A 20,181-nucleotide genomic window follows, 5' to 3' on the forward strand; every position below is an offset into this window, starting at 1 on the left:
AGAAATATTTATTTTTTAAATTAATAGAAGATTAAGTGGGAAAATGGAAAGTATAAATAATTCGTCAGATAAAAAAGATATAGTGATTAAATCCTTTAAAGTTCAAGGGTTAGATCTCATTGTTATTAAACCAGATGGAACATCGAGTAAAATTCCTAATGGACTATCTGATATTATTTTGGGGAATATTACCTTAACAAATGAAAATGGTAACTCAATATCTCAAGATGAAATTATATCTTCAATAAAAATGAATATTGGTGTGGATTCAGTATATATCAAAGAGCAGTTCTCCAGTGACTTTGTTGAAATGAACGATAATGAAGAAATTGAGGATGACATAGAAAATGATTCACAGAAATTTATTGAAAAATTAGATGCTTTAAATAAAAAGAACGAAGAGTTAGCTGAGATTGTAAGCGGTTTGGAGTTGATAAATGAAAACCAAGAGGCGCAAATAAATGCGTCATTGGCAAAGTTAGCTGAAGCGAATAGCCAATTAGAACAACAAGCAAAAGCGAAAGCACAGGCGGCTGATAAACAAGAGGAGGCTGCTACACAGCCTTCAGCTCCCCCTTCACTGCCGCCTGCGCCACCGTCTTCATCAGTGTCAACAAGCTCTTCTGCGAGTAAACCTAAAGATAATAATGCTGCTATTCTTCCGCCTTCGACAGTACATATATCAGGGAAATTGAGTGAAGAGAGCGATTCAGGCAAAGTTGGGGATCACATTACTCAAAATAATACCCCAACTTTTACGGGAACTGTTTCATTAGACTCAAATGCCTATTTAATGATTGGTGGTACACGCTACCCCATTACCGCCGATAACAATGGTAACTGGGTATTGCAAATTACTCCCCCGCTCAAAGATGGGGTACATGATTATGAATTAGGAGCATCGCGAGGTAATGAGGCACCTATACTGGTTAAAGGGCAACTGACAATTGATACAGCGCTTAACACATTAACTGCTGATATTGATGTGCATGCTGACAGTGGCACGTTAGGAGATAAGCTGACGCATCATTCACAACCGACATTTACTGGTGTATCGGAAGCTGGGAGCACTGTTGTTCTTACAATTGATAAACAGGTACTAACGACTGTCGCGGATGAAAAAGGCATCTGGCGGGTGACAGTAGGAAATTTGCTTCAGGATGACCAATATACATACCATGTGACAGCAACGGATGCTGCTGGGAACCAAAATACGACCACGAACACGTTGACAATAAAAACCACGGCACCAGAAATTACCGCTACTCTTGATGGGGGCAATGGTTTTTTAACCAATCAGACGCAGCCAATATTAATGGGGAAAACGGAAGCGGGATTAACGGTTAAGGTATCTATTGATGGTCAAGAGTACAGCGCGCAGGCAGATGACCAAGGAAATTGGTCATTACAAATTCTGCAAGGGTTGCCGAATGGAAACCATTTGTTTAGCGTCAAGGTAATGGATGCGGCGGGAAATCAGAGTACGGTTACCGATAGTATAGTGGTAGATACGCGAAAGCCTTCTGCTACGGCAAAACTCACAAGCGAAAGTGACAGTGGAAAAGAAGGGGATAATATCACCCAAGACCCTCAACCTGTATTGACGGGTTCCACGAAACCTGATTCAGCGATCCGCATTATTTTTGATGGCAATTCATATCCAGTGACCACCGAAGCTGATGGTTCATGGCATTTGACTCTGCCAACGCTCACTCAAGATGGAAATTACGATTATCAAGTACATGTTACTGATTTAGCGGGAAACGAATCCTCATTCAATGGGTTTTTTACCCTTGATACGACAGTAGAAAACGTTACCGTTGGTTTAGATACTCAAACAGACAGCGGCGCGGTAGGGGATAAGCTAACTAACAATAAACAGCCTATTTTTTCAGGTACGGCGGAGGCAAACAGCAAAATTACCCTCAATATTGCTGGTCAAATACTGACTACGGTTGCGGACGAAAACGGTGTTTGGGATATTTCTGTCAAACAACCGTTACCAGAAGGGTTATCTAAATACCAAGTGACCGCGGTTGATGCGGCGGGAAATCAGAAAACGGTAGAAGATACGGTCATCATAAAAACATCCTTGCCCAATGCAACGACCATTTTAGAGGGAGGGCATGGCTTTCTAACAAACCAAACCACACCAACGTTATCAGGAAAAACCGAAGCAAATGCGACCATTAAGGTAACGATAGGAAAGCACGAGTACAGCAGTAAAGCGGATGAGAATGGGGATTGGTCGTTACAAATCTCTGATGCGTTGACTGATGGCTCCCATTTATTAACGGTCAAGGTAACCGATAACGTGGGTAACCAAAGCGTATTCATGGAAAATGTCCAGATTGATACCGTCCCTCCTTCTGCGGACGCAGGCATGAAAGCTGAAAGCGATACAGGTGTGATTGGGGATAACATTACACAGAAGATACAGCCATTTATTTGTGGTATGACGAAGCCTTATTCAACCGTAATAATTAATTTACCTAGTTATGCGGGAGGTACGCGAGAGCGAATTGCAGATGAAAATGGCTATTGGGAAGTTCGCCCTACCGTTCCACAATCTGATAATACAAGCACGTATACTGTCACAGTCACTGATTTGGCAGGTAATACCTCGTCATATCAAGGTCAATATACCATTGATACTCAAATTGCATTGACGGTGGATTTGGATCCTGCGAGTCAGAGTGATACCGTATTTGATGGGCAAACAACGCATTTAGCCCGTCCACAGATTAGCGGGACATCAGATCCAGGGGCTAAAATTACAGGGCAGTTCAAAGACACGACTAAAATTGTATATGCTGATCAAGATGGGAAGTGGTCATTAGTATTTGATGTTGATGCAAATACTGATACAAGTAATACGTACACGATTACGGCGAGTGATATCGCAGGTAACGAGAAAACAATCACCAAAGATTTTAACTTTTTACCCATCCTTGTCGGTGCAGAAAGAAGCCCTGAGCTGACAGCCAAGTTACATATTGACAGTGACAGCGGTATACAAGGTGATAACGTTACAAATGTTAATACACCTAAATTTGAAGGGATTGCGACAGCAGGGGCATCAATTACCTTAAATATTAATGGTGTAGATTACCCAGCCACCGCGGATATGACCACAGGTGAATGGACAGTTACGACCAAACCATTGCCAGAAGGAAATCATAGTTATGTGGTTACCGCGACACACTCTGGTTATAGCAAACCAACGGAAGTACACGGACATACATTTGTTGATACTATCTCTCCTAGTTCTATTATTACACTAACCCCAGAAACAGATTCTGGTACACAAGGTAACTTTATTACCAGTAATCGCAATCCTGTATTTACAGGTAAAAGCGAAGTGGGTTGTACAGTTACATTGACGTTAAATAATCAAACTGTTTCTATGCTTACAGACAGTAATGGGGAATGGTCGTTAACGTTGCCAAATGAGTTACCAGAGAGTTTTTCAGGGAGGTTTGAGGTATCCATTACAGACGTTGCAGGTAACCTCTATACAGAAGAAGGCCAACTGGTTATTGATAATACGATGCCTGTCCTATCAGATATCAAATTTACATCTCCATATAATAATTATTATAGCACCTGGTACTCGAATGACAAAACGCCAACTTTTACGGGTAAAGTTTCCCCTGGGTCAAGTTTAGAGTTTTCATTTGATATGGCATTTAACGGTAAAACATATCCGCAACACTTTACAATTACGGATATTGATGAAAATGGTAATTGGTCTTTCACCTTTCCTGAAGGAATGATTCAAGGGAATACAAATTATTATTATCGAATTAACAATATGGAGTTTAAAGCGACATCGCCGTCAGGGGGGGAAACAACGGAGAAATTTCACCCAAGTGGTATACATATTAGGGATGCTGCTATCACTATTACGGGGGGAGTCGCTGCACAATCCAGCTCAACGGGAAGTGAAGATCAGCATTTAACTTTTTCTCGCAACCCTGTATTACAAGGCTCAGTTACTAATGGTGAGAAGATGAGTGGGTATATTGATATTGGAAACAAGCAATATAAATTATCATTTTCCAGTGATAGTAAGAAATGGTATGTCGTTCTACCTTCAGATACACAATTACTATTAGGTGAAAATAACTACACTCTTACTATGACTGACATATATGGTTCTAAGTTTGAATATTCATCTTATGTTACTGTTTCAGATTTTAAATATTGGTTAGATCCAGACTGTGACTCAGGGAAGCTTGGTGACCATGTTACCAATACTACGAAACCAGTCTATAAAGGGATTGCTGAGATTGGTGCAAAATTATCCGTAAAAGTTAATGGAGTATTATATCTAATTGATGTTGATAACAATGGAGAATGGAGTTTTGAAGTTCCAATAACAGGGGATGGGGATTATCAAATTGAATTTATTCAAGTCAATAATGGGGTGATTGTCGCGAAAGATACGCTCACTATTGATACGATAGCCCCTGAATATATAGATGGAAGTGTTTATTCTGGAAATGCCCATCCAGGTACTTTAGTCGCGAATAATAATGAATTTCATATTTTCTTAAATTACAAAACGCCAGTTGATTATTATACGATTGAAATCAATAACCAAACAATTACACATAATCGGGTGGAAAAACCCTTTGATGGAAATAGCACGCAAATTGGCGGTGTATTAAAACTACCTAATGGTGTGCATCATGGTAAAGTGATTGCTTATGATAAAGCCGGTAACATATTAGAACACGATATTATAATACCTGTATTAGCGGGAGACCAAGCAATTAATCCCCCTAAAATTTCAGTGGGTTTACATGATAAATTATTAATATCTGAATCAGATAAGCATGTGGCATTTAACAATAATACCCTGAAGTTAATTGGAACCACAACACCTGGTAGTAATATCGAAGTCATGGATGCACAAGGCCATTTATTAGGAACAGCTCAAGCGAATAATGACGGTGTATGGGAACTACAATTATCTGAAAGTCTTATTCCTATTGGGATCTTACATGATGAAAGTATTCAGTTGGTCGTTAATGTAAAAGATCTACTCGATCGCGAAAGTCAATTAAACTTTAATCTTACTTATGATAATCAACCCCCCGAAATTACAGGCGCTGTCGACGATGTTTTATTAGAAGATATACAGCAAATCAATATTAATACACCTACCTTTAGTGGCGAAACGAAAGCATATGCAGATGTTAAACTGACGATTGGTCCCCACGTATTTACAACAACAGCAGGTTCTGATGGAAAGTGGCATTATACTATTCCCCCAGAAACGCCTCTCGATGATGGTTCTTATTTATACAAGATAGAAGCAACCGATGTTCTAGGGCAAGTCAGCACACAAAAAGTCAATGGTAATTTTATCGTCAAAACGACGGCATTTATTTCAGGTGGTTTAGATCCCAATGAAGATTCTGGCATTCAGGATGATGGAATTACCCATTTCAATAAACCTAAATTTGAAGGTATTACAGAACCGAATGCGATTGTACGACTTATCTTTGATAATAAAATAGCTTTTGCTTATGAAACGATAGCCGATGATCAAGGTCAGTGGGTAATAGAGGTTACTTCTAAATTAGAAGATGGCCCTCATGATTATGTGATCACGACTAAAGACCTACAGCAAGGCATTTCTGGTCAAATCGGCGGTAAGCTGACCATCGATACAATAGCACCAGAGGGGCTTATTGGTGGCGTTGTTGATCACCAGGATCTCATGATTAAAGACCATATTCTGACTAATAACACAACACCCACTTTCAGTGGATTTGCCGAACCAGGGGCTAATTTGCAACTGATGTTTGGCCAATCTGTATTTGTCCTAATTGAAGTAGACAAACAAGGCCAATGGACATACACCTTTCCACAACCGTTTCCAGATGGCGAGTATGAATATACTATCATAATGGAAGATATTGCTGGAAACCTCAGCAGTACTGGGCTAACCGGTAAAGTTGTGATTGACACGACACCTCCGCTGTTGACATTGGATATTGCAGGACTAAATGCAGATAAAGATAAAAGCCAGATAGCGGTGGATCACAATAAACCTATTTTTAGTGGGACGAGTGAGGAATATGTCAAGATTGTATTGATGATTGATGGTAAGCCATATAAAGAGGTCACTGTTGATGCATCAGGGGAGTGGAAAATAGCCGTCACAGATGAATGGGAAGATAAAGCTTATCAGTATGAAGTGATAGCTGTTGATGGTGCAGGTAATGAAGTGAAGAACTCCGGGACAATTACCGTTGATACGGTTGCCCCAACGCTGGTGGATTCGGGGGCGGTTAATCCAAATACATTGAAGACTGAAGAGTCTATCGTAACGAACTCATCGACACCGACCTTTAAAGGCAGCAGTGAAGCTGGCTCGGTGATCACGGTAGAGATAGGCGGGAATTCGTATAAAGACATTCAAGTGAATGGAAAAGGGGAATGGTCGTTTACGGTTCCCCCCTCCGTACTGCAAGACGGATTGCATAAGTATACGATAACAGCAACCGATGTGGCAGGGAATCAATCCGCTCCGCAAAAAGGGACAATTACCGTTGATACGGTTGCCCCAACGCTGGTGGATTCGGGGGCGGTTAATCCAAATACATTGAAGACTGAAGAGTCTATCGTAACGAACTTATCGACACCGACCTTTAAAGGCAGCAGTGAAGCTGGCTCGGTGATCACGGTAGAGATAGGCGGGAATTCGTATAAAGACATTCAAGTGAATGGAAAAGGGGAATGGTCGTTTACGGTTCCCCCCTCCGTACTGCAAGACGGATTGCATAAGTATACGATAACGGCAACCGATGTGGCAGGGAATCAATCCGCTCCGCAAAAAGGGCAAATTACCGTTGATACGGTTGCCCCAACGCTGGTGGATTCGGGGGCGGTTAATCCAAATACATTGAAGACTGAAGAGTCTATCGTAACGAATTCATCGACACCGACCTTTAAAGGCAGCAGTGAAGCTGGCTCGGTGATCACGGTAGAGATAGGCGGGAATTCGTATAAAGACATTCAAGTGAATGGAAAAGGGGAATGGTCGTTTACGGTTCCCCCCTCCGTACTGCAAGACGGATTGCATAAGTATACGATAACGGCAACCGATGTGGCAGGGAATCAATCCGCTCCGCAAAAAGGGCAAATTACCGTTGATACGGTTGCCCCAACGCTGGTGGATTCGGGGGCGGTTAATCCAAATACATTAAAGGCCGAAGAGTCTATCGTAACGAATTCATCGGCACCGACCTTTAAAGGCAGCAGTGAAGCTGGCTCGGTGATCACGGTAGAGATAGGCGGGAATTCGTATAAAGACATTCAAGTGAATGGAAAAGGGGAATGGTCGTTTGCGGTTCCCCCCTCCGTACTGCAAGACGGATTGCATAAGTATACGATAACGGCAACCGATGTGGCGGGGAATCAATCCGCTCCGCAAAAAGGGCAAATTACTGTTGATACGGTTGCCCCAACGCTGGTGGATTCGGGGGCGGTTAATCCAAATACATTGAAGACTGAAGAGTCTATCGTAACGAACTCATCGACACCGACCTTTAAAGGCAGCAGTGAAGCTGGCTCGGTGATCACGGTAGAGATAGGCGGGAATTTGTATGGCAACATTCCGACGAACGAAAAAGGGGAATGGTCGTTTGCGGTTCCCCCCTCCGTACTGCAAGACGGATTGCATAAGTATACGATAACGGCAACCGATGTGGCAGGGAATCAATCCGCTCCGCAAAAAGGGACAATTACCGTTGATACTTTAAATAGCAGTTTGCCTCCAACAAAGTCTAATGAACTGGCGTCCGCTTTCATGCAGTTACCAGAGGTTGATAATAATTTGTCGACAGAAGATATTCACTTTTAATAAAGCCAAACACCACCTTATTTTAAGGTGGTGTTTGGCTGTTGGCAAAGCGAGTTATCAGCTAAAATCAATAAATTATTTTGCTCAATAATTTTGATAAAAGACAATAAATGTAGGCAGATTTATCCATTTTGTAGATACCGATGGAGAGTAAAAATTATAAAAGAGGAGAAGGTTGGCTACGGTAGTAATTTTTAAACGTTGACATGAAAAAAGGGACATCATCATAACCTACCTCATGTGCAATACGTATCATGGGCATTTTATTAACTTTAGATAATATCATGGCCTTATTCATTCTCGACATTAAACTGATTTTAGAAAAACTCGTATATTCACTTGCAAGGCGCCGTTTTAGTGTGGAGGCACTCATGTGTAATTGTTTTGCGACAGAGTCTAAAGTACAGCACTGTTTTCCAGTACTGTGAAAAATTAAGTCATACACTTTGTCTTTTATTGATACATTTATGGATTCATGGAGAGAAGGGATGAATCCATCGACTAATAGAAAAAATGATAAAATAAAGTTCAAGTAAATCTTAATCTTATGTTTATCAGTGGATGTTGATATTTCTTTTTTGATAGATAAGAATGCGTTTTCAATGATAGGATTTTCATGCAAATTAGTAAAACAGACCCGATTATTCAGCTTTGTTTTTTTTTCGCTAACCAAAAACTCAGTATGTTGTAGGTAAAAGTATTTTAACATTTCATCGGTGATAGGGAGTATATCAACGGTGGAAGGGTGAGAATTATCATTGTTGATAATCTCAATAGACTTGCCTTTAGGAAGAAAACAGATATTTGAGGGAGTGAGTGTTTGCCATTCCCCATTTTCGATGCGTATATTAATTTCATTTGTAGTGACTTTTAGTAATAGGGAGTGCATCAGATAAAAGCTATTTTTTGCTATATCAGGTAAAGAGTTAATATATGAGTAAAATGATTTTTCACAGAATGTAGTCGACATAAAATAAACCTAAAAGTATCATTCACAGAAATCAGCCATAAAATCCTATAGGTTTGATTGGGATCTATCTCGGCTGTGAGTAGTCAATAGAACACATATCTAAGGTTTTTATTCATCGCTTATTAATAGTGCTTGAACATACAAATATGTTATTCATTGAATGAGATGGGATACTAGTTTTATATCGCATGAGTTTATTTAATTAAAAATCGTTATTTTTTATGTTTTATAAGCCGAAAAAAAAATCAAAGATAATCATGTGTTATCTGATGAAATCCATTTCAATATACTGTTTTTATTGTGATTTTTATTATTTTAATAAATCGGAATTTAGTTAAATATAAATAAGTCAGAAGAAATCCAAATTGGAATAAGAATAGTACAAAGAGTGATGTGCCCCTCAGTAAGAGATTTCTCTAATATTGAGGGGAAATTTAGCGCTAATTCTGAAATTTATTATTGGGGAAATAAAGACGCTGCTAATTCAATATTTGATTTAATTGGCTATATAGCCCTTGTGCGCTCTTTTTATAACCATCAACAGACAAATGGACATTATCCGGTCGCGCTAAATCTTGCGCTGCCCATGAGCGAATTGAGCAAGGGCCACCCATAAAGGCTTGCCAGTCCCAAAACAGCGTGTTTTCTTGCGCAGCGACGGTTTTTTGAATTTGAATCACATTCAGTAAGTTCACGGGCATTTGTGCTTGGCAACTTGCCGCCTGACTAAATTTTAGTGAATCATTCGGGCCGACCAATAGAATTACACTATTTGGCATTTGCTGGCGGATTAAGCGTATTTTCGCCCGCAAATTTTGCTCATAAGCGGCTAAATCTAATGTGTCATTAAATGCTTCGTTGGTACCGTAGGCCAAAATGATCATATCAGGGGACATTTGTGCTAACGTTTCGCTCCACTGAGGCTGCCATTTATCGACCATCGTTAATGTCGCGCCGTTAATTCCCAGTGCAGACACCATCACGCCTGGTTTTGTTGAGCGCACTAACCAACCGCCAATTTTTAGGTTGTTATCTTTGCTCACGGAAATCTGCGCAGGTAACTGGGTATTTACTGGCGTTGAGAAGCGCCACTGGTTCCCTGTTGCAGGTAACGCCACATTTGGGGAAGCTGCGGGGGATACACGCATTTGTGAATCATTTGAACCTTGATATAGCGCCTGTAACTGATAAGCCCCCAGCGCGGGCTGTAATGGTTTTAACAATACATTGCTGTTCACTGCTTGGGGCTCTGCAATAAAGCCCCCTAGTGGGTAATCAAAGCGTTCATCTTTACGGCTTGAAGATAGCGACCACTCTTTTTTCTCGCTCATGCGGTTAATGGTTGCAGTGCGTTGACCTGGTACTGAAATTGGTGGGATAAAACCAGGGCCTGCATCACCGTAGCGTTGCTGAAATAACGTTCTCAGATTGCCACTGAAAAAATCAGCAGCAGTATGAGAGTCACCAATTTGGACAATGTGCACTTGCTGGTTGCCTTGGTGCAATTTATTGGCAAATTGACGCAGGTTTGGTTCTGCGTTATTTACAAGTTGCCCTCGCTCAACCACGTCCTGACCTTTCGTCGAGCTCGGTGTTCGCGTTTTGTCTGATGTGTTCTGGCAAGACAATAAGCCTAATGACAGCAGCGCAATAACGCTACCAGCCAAAATTTTGGACTTAGCTTGACGCAGGTTGTTCAGTTTCATGAGGTTCCTTTTCTTCCTCTACGAAGTGGATCAGAGAAAATACTTTTTCCGCGATGAGCTGTTGGCCTTTTCCGCTGAAATGAATGCCATCACCACTTCGTAATTTAATTGTGCTGCTTTCATCGCCGATATAGTCAGAGTAGGTATCGCCTTTATATTTAAAGACATCATTGACGGAGAAGTAGATTTCACCGTTGCTCTCGACTTCAGATTGGTAGAGGCTTCGTAAGAATTTCATACCATCAGATAGCGTATTTTTACGCATATTAGGGGGGCCAACCCAAATAACATCAACATTGTGCTGGCGGGCGGTGGATATTATATCACTAATCCGCTCACGGTAAACATTTTCCCAATCTTCACTCTTAAATTTGACGTATTTATAACCTGTTTGTGGTGGCATATCCCAAGGGTCATTAGGCCCTAAAAATACCACTAATACTTTAATATTTGGATTGTCATTCAACGCTTTGGCAATAGTCTGCGGCCAGTTGAAAAAGCGTGGGTAAGCGAGCCCCGTGCTCTGCTTACTTAAATTAATGCTATCGATATTATACTTTTTCAACAGCATATTTTTCACATGAGGAGCAACGCCTTGCATCATCGAATCACCAGCAAATAATACCTTCTGATCTTTTTCGATATTGGCGATGTGTTTGGCAACAATCGGCTGATTATTTTTGATAGCCAAGCCGCTAAAATTAACCCCTTTTGCTTTTTCTCTGGCTTGTGGGCGTTTCAGTAATTCAGGGAAAGTGACAGACAAGCTTTCTGCTGGGTAAGTGTAGCCATGAAGAAAGTGCAGACCCACTTGGAAATCCGTTGGAAAGACTCGTTTTTTGCCTTGGTTTTCCAGCGCGAGCTGCGTCGCTTCTTTCTCTTCTTTGGCCTTTTGCCCTGATGCATGATAAGCAAATGTTGTTCCCGCTTCTAACGCGCCATCATGCAAAGAAGCCCCATAATCCCAGATAGGATTACCTGCCATTTTTGCCCATGGGGTATCTTGGTGGTATTTCTGCTGCCAGAAACGCTCTAGAGAGCTTTGGTTTAACCAAATCAAGAGTAAACCTGCCACTAAGACAATTAACAGCACCTGAACCATTTTAACGAGGGTCTTTTTAAACTCAGAAGTTAGCATAAATGAACCCCGGCATTCCTGAAGGCGAAAGCATAAACATAATCGTTAAAATAATGGCAAGGGGAATAGGGTAATAATACCAAGGCACGCTTTGATAATGTTTCGCGACAACATGGTAGCCTTGCACAAAATAAGGATAAGCAATTAATAAGACCCAGAACGCAATTAACAAACCAAGGCTGGCTTGAATAGAAGCAATAAAGCCTGGCGCAATGATTTGGTTGAGCATTAATATTGCGTCATCAAAGGATTGACTGCGGAAAAAAATCCACGCAAAACAGACAAAATGGAACGTAATAATCCGCGAAACCCAAATGGATAGCGTTTTGTTAGGAATAACTTTTGTCCACCCCAACTTTTCCATGCACAAAGTCTTAAGGTTGAGTAATACAATCCCTAAGCCATGAATTGCACCCCATACGACAAATGTCATTGCCGCGCCATGCCAGAGCCCTGAAATGACCATTGCAAGGAAGACGTTAGTATTCATTCGGCTGAAACCTTTGCGGTTGCCACCAAGGGGGATATAAATATAATCGCGAATAAAGGTGGATAAACTGATATGCCAACGAGCCCAAAACTCTTTTAAATTAGCGGCTAAATAAGGCGCATTAAAGTTAACAGGTACTCTGAAACCTAATAATAAGGCAATCCCAGTGACAAGGTTGGTATAACCTGAAAAGTTAAAATAGATATTCCAAGCATAAGCGTAGGTGGCTATAAGGATATCTCCTGCGCTATAACCGACTGGCGCATCAAAAATAGGGTTAACATAGTTTTCAGATAAATAAGAACTAAATAAGAAAAGTTTTACCAACGCTAATGAAATTAAGAGGATGGCTTTGCGGCTATCTAGAATTGTGCGAGTTTCAGCTTGGATTTGCGGAAGAAAGTTTTTCGCACGGTTAATCGGGCCAGCAACGATGCTTGGGAAAAATGCAAGGTATAGTGTTACATCAAAAAAATCGGCTTTTTGAATCTCTTTTCGACACACTGAAACCGTATAGCTGACGGAATGAAAGGCATAGAAAGAAAGCCCCAACGGCGCCAGTATTTCTAAAATAGGCAGCCCAACGCTAAAACCGAATTTATCTAATGTTTGTTGGATGCTTTCTTGAAAGAATGAATAATATTTAAAATACGTAAAGCACCCGATAATACCTGTAGCGAGAATGACATAAATCCAACGATTGGAGAGCCAGTTCGTTATCCAATTAGTTAATAAGTAGATAAAAAGGGTATAGCCAAATAAAATATAAGCAAAGTCAGGACTAAAAGAATAAACAAAAAAGTAACTAGCAGTAATTAAGAGCCCATTTTGTAGTTTTGCGCTGGGCTGACAGCCCCAATAAATAAGAAAAAAAATTAAAAAAGAGCCAAGAAACTCAAACGAGAAGAAATTCATATTAGACTCAAAGATGTTAATTATTTTGGTAGAAGATAGCCTATGATATTTATTATCTGGTTCTATGCAATCAGAATATTGCTCGTCATAGTTAAAGCGGTGACTTTGTTGGTTGCGTTCAGCTACCCTAGTCACATACTTATGTATGCTCCTAGGGATATCTTCTCTTGCCGCCTTGCCACCACTTTATCTATTTAGAGCAACCCTTGAGATCTGAAAAAATCAAAAATCAAAAATCAAAAATCAAAAATCAAAAATCAAATAAATGCGACTCAAAAAGAATAAAAAAAATCCACTTAGCAAAGTGGATTTTTTTATGTCTTGTACCTGGTGATACAAAAATTTAGATGCGAGTGGATGCTCTTTTTTGAGCTTGTGTAATCAATTCTTCGTTACTCGCGTACATTTCTTGTAGATAGCGGTTATAGGATGAACCTAACTCGGAGTACCCTTTCATATCGTTGATAAGTTTATTGGTATCTAACTCATCTTTTGATAAACGTTGCTTAGCTCGCGATGTACGTAGAGACTCATAAGCATTGTGGGTATTCATATTTTTCATATAGGCGGTTACTGTTTCTTCTACAGTTGAGTAGGTCGAATAACCTTTAATCTTACCTTTGTTGGCCTTACAGCCGCTACCGCAGCGCATACCAAATAAATTACCATTTTGTTGAGCGAGTTGTGATGTACCCCAACCAGACTCTGTTGCTGCTTGTGTTGCAACTAAGTGCGTCGGCATGATGTCAACACGACTAAGTAGTTTGTCCCAATTAATGCGTTTTGGGTTACTACACTTCACACCATAGCTATCACAAATTTGGCTAAGACGGCGCAGTTCTTGAGCGCTCCACTTCTTATTTGCACGAACGGATAACAACCAATTACGTTCTTCCAAAATTTGCTTATTCACTTTTTCAATTACAGGGACAACCGTTTTCAAAAATGCTTTCTTTCGTGGCGTACCAGAGGGATATTTTCGCAAATCAGGCAGTGAGGTTTTAGCCTGACTGACATTTTGCACAGTGCTACTTGAGTAGTCTTTACTGAGCATTTTGCTGGTACTGGTGGAGCCGAGACTTAAGCTCGAAAATAATAATAAAAATAAGAAAGCGAAGACGGCTTTTGTCCTCATCGTTCGAGAGGGCATTTGCTTCTCCTAAGTTTCTCTGAACAAAATTCGAGCGAATAGTAGCAGAATAATTTTTCACGAGCTACATTTATCAAGCCAACATTAGCAAAACTACTGTATTATTTTGTTGTGTTTTTTATGTTTTTGTGTTTTAAATGATTTTTAATCAGATTTCAGTCATTAATGGTATGTTCATGTATGTGTATGTATAAATAAATCTTCAGTGTTTCCTTTGCCATTCTTCTCACTTAAGCTAAATTAGATTGAAAAACGAACAAATGGCACAGTTATTTTATGGTTACTTTGATTAAAAAATAAGCGATCGGTAGGTTGTTTTTTAGCCAAAATAAGAAACTCATCCTTTTCTTAGATGTGATAGAGAAGACCTAAGCTAAATAAAAATGACGTTCGATAACGAAAAAAAGTGCAAAGAAATGACTTTTTTTCTTGCCAAATAATGGATGGAGATATGAGAAATTTGACGCGTTAAAATTGCAGGAAAAACGGTTTATGGTTGCAATATTTGTTGCTGTAAATCCTGTTTTTTTGCATCTTCAGCTAACCAAGAAAAATCGTTCTTAGTCCAATACTGAATAGGAATGGGTAAATTCGCCATATGTTTTGTGGGGAGCAAGCGCAGTTGTGCCAGTAAGGATAAATCATACTGATGGTATTGGTTTGGTAAGGTTAGCATTAAGCGTTGCGTGGGTACCACTTGCATAGGAAGTAGAGGGAAACGGCTATCACTTATTTCGTAGTCCCTTGTTAAAACAAGAAATTTTTCAGGTACGCGTCGGTAACTGTTCCACCATAAGCCATCTACACTATCAAACATCTTCTGGGTCGTTTTTTTATCCGTATTGCTTAATTGTTCAAGGGCTAACGGTAAAATATCTTCCATTGATTGTGAGTAAATTGGTAAAGAAGCTGCACGTCCCTGTAGAATTAAAGTCATCGCAAGGCGTGCCCCGAGGAGATTCGAGTAAAGGTCTTCAGGTGAAAATGCAGAAATACCCTCAGAAAAACCTGGGACAGATTGATAACCATACCATTGTGCGATTTCATGCCAAGCCGCTAGCTGAAAAGCAAGCTTCGCGGCAAGATAAGCGCTGAGGGTATAGCGTTGTTCAGGGGATTGCGGCGGTGTGAAAGCGCTAAAATGGATTTGCCGGCCTGCAAGTTCATCACTGAGTGTTAGTGACCATGCTTCACCGAGGCGCGAATAAATTTGGCTGAACAAATAGAATGTATAATCTGCGGTATCCCTAACATGGGAGATATCAATAAATCCGCCTTGCTCAGTATAGAGTAAGCCAATTTTCTCATTGCTTATCCCCATCAATGCTGCAGACGCACCCAAAAAGCTATCATTATAATGGTGTTCGCCAAGTTTATCGGCTTCGACAATATTATCGATAGTATAAAATGGAACGGGGAGCCCCCACAGTTCCGCTTGTAGGTTATAACCGAAAGCGCAGCAGGCGCGTAAGCCTTGTGGAGGAGGCAATGACGTTACCACAGGCCAGGCTTGAGGTGCTTCTTCGAATGAATATGTGGTTAACACAGGTTTTATGGCGGAAAGCTCAAGTGGCTCACGGCTTTGGCAAGCGGCTAAAAATAGTGTAAAACTTAGAGCAGTCAACCACTTACCCATTAAAATGCCTCTCCCACCTGAAAATAAACCCCAGAGCTGTTACGGCCCATGCCAAAATCTAAACGCACATTCATTCTTGGTTTAAATTCAAATCGATAACCTACACCGACCGTTGGTAGCCAGTGCCCTTTACCTAAGTCCGATGATGCATCACTCATCGTCCCTGTGCCTAACCAACCGACAACACCATGGCGCCAATCCAGCTTCTGGCGCACTTCTATTTGGCTAGTGAATATATTGTTATCGCGATAACGCCCTTCGTAATAACCACGCATGCGGTTGCCATTACCTAATAGGGAAAGCTGGTTCCATGGTACATTCCCTGTCGCAAAGCGAGCATAGTTATCAAGGGCAACAACGGTGTTTGGCGTTAGCTCATGATAGTAGGCATATTGTAACTGTGTGGTTTGAAAACGCGTATCGCTACCAAGGCTTGGTGCAAAATAAGTATAAACTACCTCAAAAGTTTGGCCTTTATGTGCGTTGGGTAAAAAATCGCGGGTATCAAAGCTATAGTAAGCGCTGATCCCTGAATTTAAGACTGACCGTCCACCCACGGATTTTGCAAAGTAGGTTTTTGCACCATCATCAGGATCACTGGCATTGATGGATGAAAAGTTCCAGCCAAGGCCAACATAGGTAGCATCGGTTAGCTTATAAAGTGCTCTTGGGGTAATTTGAAATTCTTGAGAATGGTACTTTTCTTTATTATGGTCATTCTTTCCTGCCGCATAGCCTTTTCCCCAATAATAGGTTGGCACGTTGTTTATTGTGCCAGAGACAAATAGCCGCCACTGGTCATTATCGAGAAAATTATAATTGGTGAAATTTAAACCAAAAGCACCTGTAGAGGAGGCAAAGCCACTGAGCCCAATCGAAGAAGGCTGTGTTGTTTTATCGTCTTTGTCTATTCGATAGAGCCCGACCAGTGCGGTGCCAATACCAATGCCCATTTCTGGGGTATAAAATGGGCCAGGCAAAATGCCCCAATCAATCGTTTTGCTTTCATCAAAGTGGTTTTCGCCCCCAAGCTCATTTAGCCAGCCATCGATTTGCGGGCGTTCGGGGAAAATATCTGCTTTTGCAGGAAAGAGCATAAAAAGGCTAGCGAGTGCCAGCCCCTGTATAAGAGCCAATCGCTTCATTAAAAACGAAATTCTCCTGAGACAAAGAAAGTATTGCGATTATTAAAACCAAACTCAGTGAGAACGTTAAAGTTACGTGTAAATTCGACGCGCGCTCCAACCGTATTATTCCATTTATGGGCAAGATGTTGTTTAACATCGAATTTCATGCCAGGCTCATCCATGGAGTCAATAATACCTTGGAATTTAGCAGGTAGGTTAAGTTTACTAATATCACCTTTAAATCGTTGAGTAATATCTTGATACATCGCACCTGTCCATATTTGAACTTTAGTGTCCCCTTGTCCTTCAATGAGCGGATTGAAAGTAAAAGTATAACCAACACGTGGAGAAATAATAAGTGCTTTGATATCCCCATCAATAATATCAAGATCGGTTTTTGTATAGTTTAAATCTAACGTGGTGAAAAAGTCGTTATAGCCGCCAGCTAAAGTAAAACCAGCACCGTAGGTTTTCCCTTTAAAATCTAAATCAAAAGGTTCACCTTTGAGGATAGGATCTAATGGGATAACAAAACCACCGCCAAAGTCCATACTCCCACCTTTTAGTGTGGTATGCGATTTACCTTTTGTGTGACCATATAAACCATAGATGTTTAGAAATGGGAACACCCATGAATCAAGCTTTAATGTGTGAGTTTCACTTTTTTGTCGAGTGTGGCCAGCTTCAATATGCAATGCATCTGAAAAACCAGGGTTTTCTGGGGTAATAAAACCGATTCTATCTACGACAATGTCTTGACGCATATTCATATACCCATAACTCACCCCAAAAGGTTCAGGTAAGTCATAACCTCTGGCACGGGCTTCATCCCCCCAAATAGGCAATACTCGTGACTCTGAGGAAGAAGAACGAGTAATACCCCCTTGGCCATTATTTTGAGGGACACCAGACTCACTCATGGTGACTGAAAATAAAGGGCGGTCACTGTCGGCAAAACTGGTAGAAATGCTTATAAAGGATGAAAGGATCAGCGCAGTGCTGAGTTGAATGCGTTTCATAAAGTTAACTCAATATTTAGGGAATCATGAAGTGTATAAAGCGGTTTATTGATAATCTCACAATATTAGTCGGAATTTTATCATTGATGTTGATTGTTCGGGTGGCGCTTAATGCTTTTTAAACCACGAAGTCAAGTTAACCCAAGTATGTTGAAGGAATATTTAAGATGGTTATTCTGTTGTAAAGAATAAGGCCGATATGAACCATATCGGCTTAAATAAAAAATGGGTTTATGGCTTATTTTGTTGGTGAAAACGGACACGCTCATGGAAATAGGCTTTTAGGTGATCTTCCATCTGATGGATTTTTTGCTCTAACGCATTTACAAATACATCGTCATTATTCATATCGAAAACACGCTGCATCGCGAGGTCATCAACGTATTCTTTTTGTTCTTTTGTTAAGTCAGCCATATTTTCATCACCTATATTGGAATGGAGTTATTTACCCGTTATTTTAAGGGAAATAAAAGAAAGAGCACTATTGTGCCTTAGCCAATAGCGTATGAAAAGTAGAATAAATCATTGTCGAATAATGATAATTTATCTACTTAGATGAAATGTGAGGGATCAAATCACAATCTGAATTGGTTAAGAATATTCACAATATTCTTAATGAATATAAGCTGATATCCTCGCCTCAGTCACTTATTAACGGGTCTGAATAATGAACAATAAACAATACTACCTTGATACAGCTGCAGGTGAAGGTGAAAAAGAAGCCTCCATGATGGTTGCTATTCCTGCATCTGAATTAACCTCTGCATTACTTGAACAGCGTTTAGAAGAACAAACCTATTTCACTGAAGGTGAAATTGATTATATTCCTGATGAAGACGGTTTTTTCTTTAATTGTAAAAAAGGGGAAGAAGAGCTGCGTTTTTATGTGGCGTTAGTGGATAGCGACCCAGATTATACAATTAATCCTTATTTTGCGACTGACCCCATTACCCCTGAACTCTATGCCGAAGCGAGTGCTGCGGCACAAGCGGTTATTGTCGAGTGTGTTTTCCGTGATCAACCGTTGGTTAATTACTTGCAGCAATTAAAAATCATCCAAATTCTAGTGCCCGATTTATTATTAGGGCTGGATATTTCAGCGGCAGGGAAAGTCTTTACTCGTGAGTGGTTAAATTTCCAATTAATTGATGATTTAATGCCAAGTATTGATTCTTTATATGTTGTTCATGCGATTTATGACCAAGACGATAACGAAGATAAACCTGAAGAAGAACGCGCGCCGACTATGTACTGGTTCCATACCCATGGTTTAGCGCGTTGTGGGTTATCCGAAGCTGAAATTATTATCCCGCATCCGATTTCTTCTTATTATGGTATTCCCGAACTGTTTTGGAGTTTTGTGAATAACAGCATCACCCACGGTAAAATTGTCTTTAATGAGCCAATTTTTATTGGGCAAACACAATCAGGTTATGAATACTTGGTGGCATTACCTTTTGAGGAAGGATTGTTGCACGTGGGTAAATCAACGCCAGTGGATGATTTAAAACCGCTGGAAGAGATGAATTTCGAATTTGGTGATGAAACATCTGAACGTTTTATGGGGGATTGGCATGATAGAGACGAGTCTCACCAGCACCCGTCCGCCATGTTATTTCGCGTAACGCAAGAAAACCCAACGCTGGAAAGTTTCTTTGAAGGGTTTGAAGAGCAAAATGCGATGATGTTTATGCGCACAGATGAAGAAACGGCGGATATGTCCCGTAAAGCGAAGCTGCGTTGGGAATATTTCACCCATATGTTGGATAACTATGGCCCGAAACCCGCGGTGCAGAAAAAAGGTTTCTTCGCTAAGTTCCTCGGTAAAAATGATGAAGAACAAGGGTCAGAATGGCGTTTCTTAGTGAAGTGTGGCATTGGTTATCACGATGCGGAAGAGGACTTTGATGGCCATGAACACATGTGGTTCGAGCCTGTCTCATGGAATGGGGATCAATTTGAAGGGCGCTTAATCAACCATCCTTTCTATGTGCAAACAATGCAAGAAGGGGAGGTTTATCCATTAACCCGTGATGACATTACGGATTGGACAATTTATTTCCAAGACGGCAGCTACACCCCTGACACGATTTACAAGTTGCTTAGTGGCGCACAAGTTCATTAGTCGCGTTTGGCATGATAGACTGGGCG

General features: G+C 40.6%; 11 protein-coding genes. 2 read left to right on the forward strand and 9 right to left on the reverse strand.

Features of this window, described 5'->3' with window-relative positions:
* Positions 1-43: 43 nt before the first annotated feature.
* Positions 44-7,879, forward strand: coding sequence for an Ig-like domain-containing protein (locus M1F05_RS02205; protein ID WP_206086249.1), 7,836 nt, complete (start codon positions 44-46; stop codon positions 7,877-7,879).
* A 157-nt stretch (positions 7,880-8,036) separates the two neighbouring features.
* Here M1F05_RS02205 and M1F05_RS02210 read toward each other — a convergent pair whose 3' ends face one another.
* From M1F05_RS02210 to M1F05_RS02250, 9 genes are all read right to left on the reverse strand, one after another.
* The gene (locus M1F05_RS02210; protein WP_206086251.1) at positions 8,037-8,849 is read right to left on the reverse strand and encodes a helix-turn-helix domain-containing protein; all 813 of its coding nucleotides are present in this window, start codon (positions 8,847-8,849) and stop codon (positions 8,037-8,039) included.
* A 479-nt stretch (positions 8,850-9,328) separates the two neighbouring features.
* A complete protein-coding gene (locus M1F05_RS02215) occupies positions 9,329-10,555 on the reverse strand; it encodes an SGNH/GDSL hydrolase family protein (RefSeq protein ID WP_206086253.1) in 1,227 nt (408 codons plus the stop codon).
* Positions 10,527-11,693, reverse strand: coding sequence for a DUF459 domain-containing protein (locus tag M1F05_RS02220; RefSeq protein WP_206086254.1), 1,167 nt, complete (start codon positions 11,691-11,693; stop codon positions 10,527-10,529). Before M1F05_RS02220 ends, M1F05_RS02215 begins: the two co-directional genes overlap by 29 nt.
* A complete protein-coding gene (locus M1F05_RS02225; RefSeq protein WP_206086255.1) occupies positions 11,680-13,098 on the reverse strand; it encodes an MBOAT family O-acyltransferase in 1,419 nt (472 codons plus the stop codon). The genes M1F05_RS02220 and M1F05_RS02225 overlap by 14 nt, the downstream gene beginning before the upstream one ends.
* A gap of 343 nt (positions 13,099-13,441) precedes the next feature.
* Positions 13,442-14,248 carry a protein bax gene (locus tag M1F05_RS02230; protein WP_206086256.1) on the reverse strand — a complete coding sequence of 269 codons (807 nt, stop codon included), beginning with the start codon at positions 14,246-14,248 and terminating at the stop codon, positions 13,442-13,444.
* Positions 14,249-14,738: 490 nt separating this feature from the next.
* Positions 14,739-15,884, reverse strand: coding sequence for a DUF4056 domain-containing protein (locus M1F05_RS02235; RefSeq protein WP_206086257.1), 1,146 nt, complete (start codon positions 15,882-15,884; stop codon positions 14,739-14,741).
* Positions 15,884-17,029: a BamA/TamA family outer membrane protein gene (locus tag M1F05_RS02240; protein ID WP_206086258.1), complete on the reverse strand. Its 1,146-nt coding sequence runs from the start codon at positions 17,027-17,029 to the stop codon at positions 15,884-15,886. The genes M1F05_RS02235 and M1F05_RS02240 overlap by 1 nt, the downstream gene beginning before the upstream one ends.
* Positions 17,029-18,030, reverse strand: a complete 1,002-nt coding sequence (locus M1F05_RS02245) for a hypothetical protein (protein ID WP_206086259.1) — start codon at positions 18,028-18,030, stop codon at positions 17,029-17,031. The genes M1F05_RS02240 and M1F05_RS02245 overlap by 1 nt, the downstream gene beginning before the upstream one ends.
* 231 nt (positions 18,031-18,261) lie before the next feature.
* Positions 18,262-18,444, reverse strand: coding sequence for a hypothetical protein (locus tag M1F05_RS02250; RefSeq protein ID WP_206086260.1), 183 nt, complete (start codon positions 18,442-18,444; stop codon positions 18,262-18,264).
* Positions 18,445-18,697: 253 nt separating this feature from the next.
* On the opposite strand from M1F05_RS02250, the gene M1F05_RS02255 reads away from it, so the two are divergent.
* Positions 18,698-20,155 carry a DUF4026 domain-containing protein gene (locus tag M1F05_RS02255; RefSeq protein ID WP_206086261.1) on the forward strand — a complete coding sequence of 486 codons (1,458 nt, stop codon included), beginning with the start codon at positions 18,698-18,700 and terminating at the stop codon, positions 20,153-20,155.
* The last annotated feature ends 26 nt before the right edge of the window (positions 20,156-20,181 follow it).

Origin of the sequence: Providencia sp. PROV252, from assembly GCF_033676005.1 — a bacterium.
Lineage (GTDB): Bacteria > Pseudomonadota > Gammaproteobacteria > Enterobacterales > Enterobacteriaceae > Providencia > Providencia vermicola.

Bases quoted from the DNA above. Each gene is read 5' to 3' on its own strand.
- M1F05_RS02250 (WP_206086260.1), bottom strand. From the start codon at position 18,444: ATGGCTGACTTAACAAAAGAACAAAAAGAATACGTTGATGACCTCGCG.
- M1F05_RS02220 (WP_206086254.1), bottom strand. From the start codon at position 11,693: ATGCTAACTTCTGAGTTTAAAAAGACCCTCGTTAAAATGGTTCAGGTG.
- M1F05_RS02205 (WP_206086249.1), top strand. From the start codon at position 44: ATGGAAAGTATAAATAATTCGTCAGATAAAAAAGATATAGTGATTAAA.
- M1F05_RS02210 (WP_206086251.1), bottom strand. From the start codon at position 8,849: ATGTCGACTACATTCTGTGAAAAATCATTTTACTCATATATTAACTCT.
- M1F05_RS02215 (WP_206086253.1), bottom strand. From the start codon at position 10,555: ATGAAACTGAACAACCTGCGTCAAGCTAAGTCCAAAATTTTGGCTGGT.
- M1F05_RS02235 (WP_206086257.1), bottom strand. From the start codon at position 15,884: ATGGGTAAGTGGTTGACTGCTCTAAGTTTTACACTATTTTTAGCCGCT.
- M1F05_RS02255 (WP_206086261.1), top strand. From the start codon at position 18,698: ATGAACAATAAACAATACTACCTTGATACAGCTGCAGGTGAAGGTGAA.
- M1F05_RS02230 (WP_206086256.1), bottom strand. From the start codon at position 14,248: ATGCCCTCTCGAACGATGAGGACAAAAGCCGTCTTCGCTTTCTTATTT.
- M1F05_RS02225 (WP_206086255.1), bottom strand. From the start codon at position 13,098: ATGAATTTCTTCTCGTTTGAGTTTCTTGGCTCTTTTTTAATTTTTTTT.
- M1F05_RS02245 (WP_206086259.1), bottom strand. From the start codon at position 18,030: ATGAAACGCATTCAACTCAGCACTGCGCTGATCCTTTCATCCTTTATA.
- M1F05_RS02240 (WP_206086258.1), bottom strand. From the start codon at position 17,029: ATGAAGCGATTGGCTCTTATACAGGGGCTGGCACTCGCTAGCCTTTTT.